Below are 11281 nucleotides of genomic sequence, written 5' to 3'. Positions count from 1 at the left end.
CCTTGGATCTTTTCCATTGATCTAGGTATATATGAATCTGTACAGTTGATAGCTCTGAGTACCACCACTTAACCCACGAGGGTATAGATGGGTAGAACTAAGTCTAAGGCAAAGATAACCGATATTTTCGTTTATACCGCACGGCTCTATCGAGCCTACCTGCGAAGGGCTTTCCTCGCTCCTACACTAGGCTCACGAAGGTATGTAGATAGAGCCCACCCCAAGGCTTCTCTCGAGGTGCTAGGGGTACCTCGGCAGAGGTATGTCCACTACCTCGGGAGAGGTTTGCCTGCTACCTGGATCTAGGTTCCCTCACTACCTCCAGCGAGGGCTCCCAGCTGCCTGCGTTGGCTCTATCTCGTACCTTTTGGATGGATAAAACGGGATATTCGTACTATTTTCTGATGGATAAGGGGGGAATTCTCTAGTTGTGTTAAAGTATAGGTGCTAGGGCTATAATTTTGTACTCTGAAAGCAGAAATTTATCACCAATAAAAGGTTTACTCTCCATAATGAACGATAAGCATAGGGGTATCCTTCCCCTGACAGCCTTCGTAGGGCTCCTTGCCTGCTCCACACCCGAACTTGCCTCAGCCGAAGGGCAGGATAGCCTAGCTCTGCACCTGCTGGATGAGGTGGTCATCAGTGGCTATGTCCCCCAGCGTATGACGGCACCTTCGGGGCAGGCTCCCGTGAGCCTAACCTGGATCAACAGCAAGGAACTCCGGCTCTACCGCATCCAGGGGGTGACGGATCTAACGAGCCGTGTGCCCAGCCTCTTCATCCCCGACTACGGCTCTAAGCGCAGTGCAGCTATATACCTCCGTGGTAGCGGTGCCCGTAGTACCGGACAGACGATAGGACTATACCTAGATGGAGTGCCTGTGCTCAATAAGTCGGGCTTCAACCTTGACCTCCCTGGCATCTCTGGTATCGAGGTGCTCCGAGGCCCCCAAGGAACGCTCTATGGGCGCAACGCTATGTCGGGGATCATCAGCTACTATACCCGCTCTGCCTTTGACCGACCGGGTGGGGAGGCTAGGCTCTCTGCAGGGACTCATGGTTATCTGCGTGCCTCGGTAGAACAAGCCCTACGCCTCAGTGAGACCCTCGGGCTAAGCTATGGGCTCTCAGGCTCGATGCGCCAAGGGTATTTCTACAACGAGACAACGAAGGCCAAGCAGGATAGCCTACGTATGGTAGCGGGCTTTGCCAAGCTGGAGCTTCGCCCCAACGATCGCCTCGATATGGCACTAAGTCTCCAAGGGGACTACGTAAACCAAGGAGGCTTCCCCTATAGACTGCTGGATGTCCAGACCCGCAAGCCCCTTGCCCTATCCGCTGATTTCCCCGAGACCTACGAACGGCATACTGCTACGACTCGCTTCCTCATCGGCTACCGACTAAGCGAAGGTCTCCAGCTCCAGTCTGCCTCGAGCTATCAGTATCTGTATGACCGTGCCCAGCTCGACATGGACGCCTCTAGTATGCACCTCTTCATGGCGGATCAGCGACTGAGGGAGCATGGCTTCACACAGGAGTTTATCCTAAAAGGTCTGACTAGTGAGGAGGCGAAGTATCGCTGGAGTGCAGGGCTCTTCGGCTACTACGATGCGAAGAAGATCGACGTCCCCGTGACCTATTCCCCCCGAGGGGCGAGCCTGCTGATCGCCCAAGGGATCGCCCAGATGAAGCGACAGATCGCAGCCCGTAACCCTCAGGCTGCTACTCGTATCCCTGCCTACCAGTATGTACCTCGTCCAGGTGGGGCGGATGCAGTGAACCTCAATGCCTTCTCTATGCCTGACTGGGGGCTAGCTCTGTATCACGAGAGCGCACTTGCCCTCGGTAAGGCCTTTACCCTCACGGCGGGTCTTCGCCTGGACTATGAGCGTCACGACCTCGACTATGATGTGCGCGGGCTGGAGGACTTTGCCCTAAAGAACCCTACGGACAATAGTATCATCGCAGGGCAGGCTGTCTCACTACGAGGGGCGCAGAAGAGCGAGTACTGGCACCTCATCCCAAAGCTAGCTCTGCAGTGGAAGCCCCTGGACCACCTTACCCTTCATGCTACTATTACCCGAGGGCATAAGGCTGGAGGCTTCAACGAACAATCCTTCTCCGACCTCGTGCTACAGGTGCAGACTCAGAATACTCTGAGTGCAGGAGCTGGCCTAGGTCGCCCCTTTGACACGACGACCCTTCCCGAGCGGACTTCCTACCGCCCCGAGCACAGCTGGAGCTACGAGATCGGGGGACGCTACGATGACCCTACACTAGGGCTTCGTCTAGAGGGATCGCTCTACCTCATGCAGGTTCGTGATCTACAGCTTACCCGCTTCGTGAGCACAGGCGCAGGACGTATCGTGGGCAACGCTGGAGGATCACGCACATTAGGTGTGGAGCTGTCAGCCAGCAAGCGTCTCCTTGGCTCGCTTTCTGCCCAGGCAACCTATAGCCTGACAGATGCCCGATTTACCGAGGAAACAGGTCGGGCGAAGAAGGGGAATGTCGTACCCTTCATCCCTCAGCACACCTTCAGCGGTATGCTTTCCTTCCATGAGCATGTAGGGGGCAAGTTCCACCTCTTTGGCGAAGCAGAGTGCATGGGCTTTGGACGTATCTATTGGACGGAGGACAATAGCACCTCTGAACCCCTACAGACGAACCTTCGGGCACGTCTCGGGGTAGCCTACGAGCGACTAAGCCTAGCCCTCTGGGGTAACAATCTGGCAGACCGCTCCTACACCATCTTCTCTGCCGCCTCACCGATGCCTGGTGGAGCTATGGTACAGACCTCTGCCCCTCGTTCGCTCGGTGTCGATCTTAGCATACGTCTGTAGTGGATATTGAGCAAAAATAGTCTGTAAGTCAAAAAGTTTGTTACCTTTGTGTACAGTAGACTCCAATCACTAACAACTAATAAATAAGACTTATGATGAACCAGACTATCCGCCGGTGGGGCATGGCACTCGTAGCCATCCTTGGCCTCGCCACCAGCGTCCCAGCTCTAGCTCAGTACCACGTGACGGCAAGGCGTACCACCTCTGCACCTGCCCCCAGCTATGGGGACTCTAGGCGCTTCGTCCTCGGGGGGAACTTCTCCTTCTGGCGTAACGAAGATGCCAAGACTACATCCGTCGCCGTATCTCCTGGCCTCATGTACCTCCTCAACGAGGATCTAGGCTTCGGTGCCAACCTCTCGCTGCAGAACCAATCGCAGCAGGGAGCCTCTACGACCTACTTCCTCCTACGTCCCTTTGCCCGCTACTACTTTGCACATACCAATCCACTGCACTTCTACCTAGAGGGTGGACTGGGTGTCAGCTCTGGCGGTGGGACGACCGGCTTCGAGATCGGGGTACGCCCAGGGATGAGCCTAGAGCTATCTCGCCTTATTCACCTGAATATGTACTGGGGCTTCCTCGGCTATCGTAATAAGTTTGCCTTCTCCGGGGGAGAGGGAACGAGTTCCTCAGGCTTCGGCCTATCCTTCTCGCCTGCTAATCTCCTCCTCGGGATCGAGTTCCACCTATAGGTAGCCTCCACGTAGAGTCTACGCTTGATCGACAGCCCTACCGCAGAGTACTCCTCGCGGTAGGGCTGTCGCTTATATATATTATAGGTATAGTGTGGCATGGGAGAGCGGGGAGGTAAGTGACAGTTTGTCACATGAGGAGGGTGTCAGTTCTTTGGCATAGGCTTTGTCTTTAGTAGGGCGTAAGTCAAACTAAAAATAGAACAACAACGAAATAAACATTATGGGAAAGATCATTGGAATAGACTTAGGGACGACGAACTCTTGTGTCGCAGTCCTCGAAGGTAACGAGCCTATCGTTATCACAAACAGTGAAGGCAAGCGTACGACACCCTCTGTCGTAGCCTTCATCGATGGCGGCGAGCGTAAGGTAGGTGACCCTGCCAAGCGTCAGGCTATCACGAATCCTACAAAGACCATCTACTCGATCAAGCGCTTTATGGGTGAAACCTACGAGCAGGTCAAGGATGAACTATCTCGTGTCCCCTACAAGGTGGAACGAGGCGACAACAATACACCTCGTGTAGATATCGATGGACGGCTCTACACACCACAGGAGATCTCGGCTATCATTCTACAGAAGATGAAGAAGACCGCCGAAGACTACCTCGGACAAGAAGTAACCGATGCGGTCATTACCGTACCAGCTTACTTCAACGATGCCCAGCGTCAGGCTACAAAGGAAGCAGGTGAGATCGCAGGGCTTAACGTACGACGTATCGTCAATGAGCCCACTGCCGCTTCTCTGGCTTACGGCCTAGATAAGGCAAATAAGGATATGAAGATCGCCGTCTTTGACCTCGGTGGTGGTACATTCGATATCTCGATCCTTGAGCTCGGGGATGGGGTCTTCGAGGTGCGCTCTACCAACGGTGACACCCACCTAGGTGGTGATGACTTCGACCACGTGATTATAGACTGGCTTGCTGACGAGTTCAAGGCAGACGAAGGTGTGGATCTACGTCAAGATCCGATGGCTATGCAGCGTCTCAAGGAGGCAGCTGAAAAGGCAAAGATCGAGCTATCTAGCACGACAAGTACGGAGATTAACCTCCCCTACATCATGCCTGTGGGCGGTATCCCCAAGCACCTAGTACGCACGCTGACTCGTGCTAAGTTTGAGCAGCTCGCCGATCGCCTTATCCAGGCTTGTGTCGCTCCATGTGAACAGGCACTTCGTGATGCTGGCCTCTCAAGAACCGACATCGATGAAGTCATCCTCGTAGGTGGCTCTACCCGTATACCTGCTATTCAGGAAATAGTAGAAAAGATCTTCGGGAAGGCCCCTTCAAAGGGCGTAAATCCTGACGAAGTGGTTGCTGTAGGTGCCGCTATCCAGGGTGGTGTGCTGACGGGTGAGATCAAGGACGTGCTCCTACTAGACGTCACTCCTCTCTCCCTCGGTATCGAGACCATGGGTGGTGTGATGACCCGCCTCATCGATGCCAATACAACGATCCCAACGAAGAAGAGCGAGATCTTCACCACCGCTGTTGATAACCAGCCCGAGGTAGAGATCCATGTCCTACAGGGTGAGCGCTCTCTCGCTAAGGATAATAAGAGTATCGGTCGCTTCAAGCTCGAGGTAGCACCTGCTCCACGCCAGACGCCACAGATCGAGGTAACCTTCGATATAGATGCTAATGGTATCCTCAACGTAACCGCTCTGGACAAGGCTACGGGTAAGCAGCAGAAGATCCGGATCGAAGCCTCCAGCGGTCTCTCCGATGACGAGATCAAGCGTATGAAGGATGAGGCTACGGCTAATGCCGAGGCAGACAAGCGCGAAAGCGAGCGTATCACGAAGCTCAATCAGGCAGATAGTCTGATCTTCCAGACGGAGAAGCAGCTGAAGGAATTTGGTGATAAGCTCTCTGCGGATAAGAAGGCAGCTGTTGAGAGTGCTCTCGCTAAGCTCAAGGAAGCTCACTCCGCACAGAACATCGAAGGTATCGACGCAGCTACGGCTGAGGTACAGTCGGCATTCCAGGCAGCGAGTGAGGAGATGTACCACCACGCTAACGCTGGTGCTGCTGATCCAGCTGCAGGGCAGTCTGCTTCCTCTTCGCAGGCCTCTGGTGACAATATCACCGATGCTGACTTCGAGGAAGTAAAGTAAGCGCAATGAGTTCCTCTCCGAGCGAAGTCTCGGGAGGCTCATATAGATAACAAAGGCGGTGCATCCCTAGTGGATGCACCCCCTTTGCTTGTTTACTGCCCCTTGACCTCTTGGAGTAGGAGCCTTTGGGTTGTACTTAGAAACGGAAGCCGATAGAGAGCCCAAGACGTGGAGAGATGACGGTGGTGCGAAGCCCCGTTATCCTAAAAGTCTGAGCTTGCTTATCGAGTGTAGTCTTGATACCTTCGGAGTCAGACTCTGTTTCATCTAGTAGGAGATTCTCCAGTGTGCTTGCATCAATTTCGGACGTATGGGGTTGCTTGTCATAGAACTTATATGACCCTTCGACCCATCCAGAGCCACGTCCGTTGCTTACCCCGATGATGTACCAGTCGAGGACAATATTTTTCTTTCTCCCCAGGAGCCACTGAGCCCCGATACCTAGCCCGAGGGCATGAGTCTTGAGGTGCTCTTGGTACGTCACCACTCCATCGAGAGGAGCTTTGCCTTGTTGGGGGATGAGGAGGTTTGCCTGGATGTTGCGTTGCTTTATATCCAGGTAGCGGTAATAGAGGGAGATGTAGAAGCCATGCCCTAGTCCCCCATTGGTATACCAGCGGAGCTCTGGGGTGATGGTGAAGTAGCTAAGGTTGGAGACGCTAGGCCACAGTAAGCCTCCTGATCTATAGCTGTAGTATTTGGAGGTATAGGCTCTTCCTGGAGAAGGGAAGCGGGTACCGACCTCTAGACCTAGGCTAAGTCCCTGAGTCAGGACTCGCTCGCCAGATAGGAAATAGTTCCCAAAGATGAAGCCTAGGGGGCTGGCCTTGATCATGGTCCTTCCATTAGAGAGTGTTCTCTCTTGTGTAGTATCGATGGCTCTTTGCTGTGCCACGAGGGGAAGGCTCAGACTAATCAAGAGAAAGGTAGTAAGCGTGCCACGTAGATTCATACGATTACAGTGAGATTTGTTGTCTTGTACTATCCCTAAGTAGTTGGGCTACTCAGGCGCAGTAAAGGTAGAGAAAAAGTCCCACAGTATGAGATCCCTTTCTCCCTAAAAACGCAGTCCCCTCCCCCTAGAGCTAGGGAGAGGGGACTGCTGTAAGGTGTCGAAGAATTAGATGCGTACCATCCCGCTGAAGCCCATGAAGGCCATAGCTAGGATGCCGGCAGAGATGAGGGCAATGGGTATTCCCTTCATCGAAGGGGGGAGCTGGGTACGTGCTAGCTGCTCTCTGATACCAGCGAAGACAGCTAATGCCAGTGTGAAGCCTAGGGCTATCGATACGGCGTAGACCACACTTTCCAGTAGATTGAACTCCTTCTGAATGACTAAGATTGCCACCCCGAGCACACAGCAGTTCGTCGTGATTAGCGGTAGGAAGACCCCGAGGGCTTGGTAGAGGGCTGGAGAGACCTTCTTCAGGATAATCTCCACCATCTGTACTAGTGCAGCAATCACAAGGATAAAGGAGATCGTCTGCATGTAGACCATATCGAGGGGCTCGAGGACAAACCGCTGTAGGAGGAACGTGCACATCGTCGAGAGGGCAAGGACGAAGGTAACAGCTGCTCCCATCCCTAGGGCAGTGTCGATCTTCTTCGATACGCCTAGGAAGGGGCAGATACCGAGGAACTGTGAGAAGACGACGTTATTGACAAAGACCGCAGCAACAAAGATCAGCAGGTAATGTATCATGAGGATCTGTACTTAGAGGTGGAGGGGTTACTTCTTCTTCCCAATCTTGTTAGACAGGGCGATGAGATAGCCTAAAACGATGAAAGCTCCTGGGGCAAGGACAAAGAGCAGTGCCCCGTATTCCTTGGGATAGACAGCGTGCCCAAAGATCGTACCTGCCCCTAGCAGCTCACGCACGAAGCCTAGTAGAGTCAGCGAGCAGGTGAAGCCTAAGCCTATCCCCAGCCCATCAAGCGTCGAGTGTAGGACTGATTGCTTAGCTGCCACTGCCTCTGCACGTCCAAGTACGATACAGTTCACTACGATAAGAGGGATGAACAACCCTAGAGAGGCATAGAGGGAGGGTACATAGGCCTGCATCAGAAGCTGTACGATCGTCACAAAGCCTGCTATCACTACGATGAAGCTCGGGATACGCACAGCATCGGGGACGAGGCTCTTGATCATGGAGATGACGGTGTTGGAGCAGATGAGCACAAACATCGTAGCTAGTCCCATGGCCATACCATTGGCAGCTGAACTGGTCGTAGCTAGTGTCGGGCACATCCCGAGCAAGAGGACGAAGGTAGGGTTCTCCGTCGTAATGCCGTTGCGTATGATAGCTAGTGGATTCATTGGATAAAGGGAGTAAGTGGAGGAGGTCACCTCTTCCCCGCCTTGTGAGCTTTGCTGATACCCTTTTTGAGGTATCGGGGGAAGCTCTTGTGAGGTAGTGGAGCTACCTCTCTAGGGGTAGTGAGGGAAACTCTATCGGGGTATCTAGGGAAGCTGTTTTAGCTTGTTAGAGAGAGCTGTGAGGAGTATCGGTGGAAGCCTCAGAGTAGGAGCTGCTGGGAGTCCCTTCGTGGGGGCTTCTGATGCGATGCTGAGGAGGTGATGAAGATGTTACCTCTGGGCCATCAGTGGGTGGGGGATGGGGGAAGGCTATCTGCACTTGGGGTAGCAGAGCTGGCTATACCTCCTTGCCCGTTCCCAGAGGACGTACCTAGTCCCTGTGCTTGTAGCGAGGTGAAGACGCTCCAGGCACGATTGACAGCGTCTAAGAAGGCTCGGCTACTAATCGTAGCCGCCGTGATGGCATCGACCTTACCTCCATCCTTGGAGACGGAGAGGGGAGAAACAGCCTTCATGTCAAGCCCTCGCATGTCACGGATACCACCCGTCTGGCTCTTTTCGTGGAACCATTCGGGAATCAGTGACCCAAGCCCAGGGCTCTCTGCGTGCTGAAGGACAGAGAAGTCCACGAGCTTGCCCGAGGCATCGAAGCCCACCATCACGGAGATCAGTCCACTGAAGCCCTTGAGGGTGTAGCTCTCTATCGCGAAGCCCACGAGCTGGCCTCCCATCTTGGCCGGATACACGGTAAGGGAGTCGGACTCACCCTCGGGAAGGAAGCGCAGGCGCTCGGCGAAGGGGTTGTTATCAAACTTCGGTGTCACGGCACTAATTGCCTCGACTTTGGCCTTGACTTGAGCCTCCTCAATGGGGGCTTTTGTCACCTTATTGACCAAGGCGAGGATACCGGAGACGATGATGCAGATCCCCGTTAGGGAGAGGAGCATGTTGCGGAGTGTCGAGCTGAGTTTTGCCATAGCCTATCGTCCGCCGAAGTGTCGAGGGCGGATATATATATTGATCAGAGGTGTGAAGCCATTCATGATGAGGATGGCAAATGACATCCCCTCTGGGTAGCTACCGAAGAGGCGGATAAGGATCGTCAGGAGACCGATAAGTGCCCCATAGAGGAGCTGACCACGCTGGCTCATCGGACTCGTCACATAGTCGGTGGCCATGAAGATAGCACCGAGCATCATCCCCCCAGTGAGCAGGTGAAAGAACGGTGAGGGATAGAGCGCAGGGTTGATGAGGTGCATTAGGCCAGAGAAGGCGAAGGCCGTCCCCAGCACTGAAACAGGAATATGCCAAGTGATTACCCGCTTATAGAGGAGGAATGCCAAGCCCAGCAGTAGCGCGATTGCACTGATCTCACCGAGGCTCCCCCCGTGTAGCCCGAGGAGCATATCTAGGGTAGAGGGGACTTGATCCCAAGACATACCTGGCGCTCCAGACTGGATAGCCTTCGCCACACCCAGCGGTGTAGCCCCAGTAGTGGCATCGGTGTAGTGAAGTATCTGTCCAGCCTTGGGCCAAAGGGTCATCTGTGCTGGATAGGCGATCAGGAGGAAGACTCGACCTACGAGGGCAGGATTGAAGATATTCCCCCCGAGTCCCCCGAAGCTCATCTTCCCCACACCTATGGCAATGATGGCGCCGATAGCGACGATCCACCAAGGGAGGCTAGAGGGAAGGTTCATCCCAAGGAGGACGCCTGTCAGGATGGCGGATCCATCACGGATGGTAGGCTCTGTCCCGTAGAGGTACTTGGTGATGAGCCATTCGACGATGATGCAGGAGAGGACACTGACTGCGAGGACGATGAGAGCTCCGAGCCCAAAGGTTGCCAGCGATACGAGACAGGCTGGTATGAGGGCGAGGAGGACAGCGTACATGTTGCGCTCCACGCTATCTCCGCTGTGTATGTGCGGGGAGGGAGAGATGATTAGTTTATCCATGTACCACTTAGCTTTTGCGTGAACGTATGATAGCGGTGACCTTTTGCTTGCCTATGCGGATGAAGTCGAGTAGTGGGCGATTCGATGGGCAGGTATAGCTACAAGAGCCACACTCGATACAGTCTACGATATAGTTCTTCTCCGTAGTCTCCCAGTCGGCATACTGCACGTCTCTCATGAGGAAGGCAGGGTTAAGCCCCATAGGACATACCGAGACACACTTGGCACAGCGGATACAGTTTCTCATGGGACGGCGGACAGCATCCTCTTGGGGAAGGATCAAGATCCCCGAAGTCCCCTTAGTGACGGGAACCTCCGTGCCCAGCAGTGCCTTGCCCATCATAGGTCCTCCGCCGATGATTTTACCGGTATCCTCGGGGAGTCCACCAGAGGCCTCTATGAGGTGTCCAATGGGGATACCAATACGAGCGTGGTAGTTGGAGGGCTTCTCTAGGTGCTTCCCCGTCACAGTTACGATACGCTCTACGAGGGGTTTGTTCTTCTGGACTGCCTCGTAGACGGCGAAGACTGTCCCTACATTCTGCACGACGGCACCAGCAGAGATGGGGAGGGCTCCGCTCTTGATCTGCTTGCGAAGTACAGCATCAATGAGCTGCTTTTCTCCCCCCTGAGGATACTGAACCTTGAGGGGCATGACGGTGATGTCCGTATAGGCCTTTGCTAGCTGGGTGAGGTGTAGGATGGCATCAGCCTTATTGTTCTCTATGCCGATGACAGCTCTAGAGACACCGAGTGCCTTCATGAGGATCTTGACCCCGACGAGTATCTCTGCCCCCTTGGAGAGCATGAGCTGATGGTCAGAGGTGAGGTAGGGCTCACACTCCACAGCATTGATGATAAGTACCTCAGCCTTTTGCCCAGGAGGTGGGGAGAGCTTGACGTGGGTGGGGAAGGTCGCTCCCCCCAGCCCTACGATCCCCGAGGCGGCAATCCTGTCGATGATCTCCTTGGGCTCTAACGAACACTCTGTGACCAAGTCCTCGGAGCGGTCTATCCCCTCCTCCCACTCTTCTTCTGGAGCAACGGCGATGACGATAGCGGGGCGTTTGTACCCGCCTGAGTCGTAGAAACCATCGATCTTAGTCACCTTCCCCGTGACGGAGGAATGGATATTAGCTGAGACGAATCCACCCGTCTTAGCGATCACAGTGCCTACCTTGACCTGATCACCCTTTTGGACGGTAGGTACAGCTGGTGCGCCTATGTGCTGTCCTATGGGTATGATGACCTCCTTGGGCAGGGATATAGGCTGGATAGGACATCCTGCTGAGAGCTTGTTCTCGGGGGGATGAATGCCACCGAGGCGAAACGTGCGTAGCATATAT

Annotated in this window: 9 protein-coding genes; 3 read left to right on the top strand and 6 right to left on the bottom strand. The window is 54.2% G+C overall.

Translation table 11 applies throughout. The features are described from left to right. Positions 1-512: 512 nt before the first annotated feature. The 3 genes from QZ554_RS02480 to dnaK all read left to right on the top strand — a co-directional run bounded on the left by QZ554_RS02480 (position 513) and on the right by dnaK (position 5660). Complete coding sequence (locus QZ554_RS02480) at positions 513-2846, top strand: TonB-dependent receptor (RefSeq protein ID WP_297194085.1); 2334 nt, start codon at positions 513-515, stop codon at positions 2844-2846. A gap of 92 nt (positions 2847-2938) precedes the next feature. Then, positions 2939-3541 carry a hypothetical protein gene (locus QZ554_RS02475; protein ID WP_297194083.1) on the top strand — a complete coding sequence of 201 codons (603 nt, stop codon included), beginning with the start codon at positions 2939-2941 and terminating at the stop codon, positions 3539-3541. A gap of 223 nt (positions 3542-3764) precedes the next feature. Beyond that, complete coding sequence (gene dnaK / locus QZ554_RS02470) at positions 3765-5660, top strand: molecular chaperone DnaK (RefSeq protein WP_297194081.1); 1896 nt, start codon at positions 3765-3767, stop codon at positions 5658-5660. A gap of 136 nt (positions 5661-5796) precedes the next feature. On the opposite strand, the gene QZ554_RS02465 is transcribed toward dnaK, so the two are convergent. The 6 genes from QZ554_RS02465 to rsxC form a co-directional block, all read right to left on the bottom strand. Continuing rightward, entirely contained in the window at positions 5797-6495 is a 699-nt protein-coding gene (locus QZ554_RS02465) for a hypothetical protein (RefSeq protein WP_297194079.1), read from the bottom strand. A 285-nt stretch (positions 6496-6780) separates the two neighbouring features. Then, positions 6781-7359 (bottom strand): electron transport complex subunit RsxA, encoded by a 579-nt coding sequence (gene rsxA, locus QZ554_RS02460; RefSeq protein ID WP_297194087.1) that lies wholly within the window; start codon positions 7357-7359, stop codon positions 6781-6783. Between the two features lie 30 nt (positions 7360-7389). Then, complete coding sequence (locus QZ554_RS02455) at positions 7390-7977, bottom strand: electron transport complex subunit E (protein WP_297177648.1); 588 nt, start codon at positions 7975-7977, stop codon at positions 7390-7392. A 284-nt stretch (positions 7978-8261) separates the two neighbouring features. Further along, a complete protein-coding gene (locus QZ554_RS02450) occupies positions 8262-8954 on the bottom strand; it encodes an RnfABCDGE type electron transport complex subunit G (RefSeq protein WP_297194077.1) in 693 nt (230 codons plus the stop codon). 3 nt (positions 8955-8957) lie between these two features. Next, positions 8958-9935, bottom strand: coding sequence for an RnfABCDGE type electron transport complex subunit D (locus QZ554_RS02445; RefSeq protein WP_297194075.1), 978 nt, complete (start codon positions 9933-9935; stop codon positions 8958-8960). 7 nt (positions 9936-9942) lie between these two features. Then, on the bottom strand, positions 9943-11277 hold the full coding sequence (rsxC, locus tag QZ554_RS02440; protein ID WP_297194073.1) for an electron transport complex subunit RsxC: 1335 nt from the start codon (positions 11275-11277) through the stop codon (positions 9943-9945). Between the last annotated feature and the right edge of the window lie 4 nt (positions 11278-11281).

Source organism: uncultured Porphyromonas sp. (genome assembly GCF_915070105.1).
GTDB lineage: Bacteria > Bacteroidota > Bacteroidia > Bacteroidales > Porphyromonadaceae > Porphyromonas.
The sequence above is the reverse complement of the archived record's forward strand: the minus strand, read 5'-3'. Positions and strand labels throughout refer to the sequence as shown.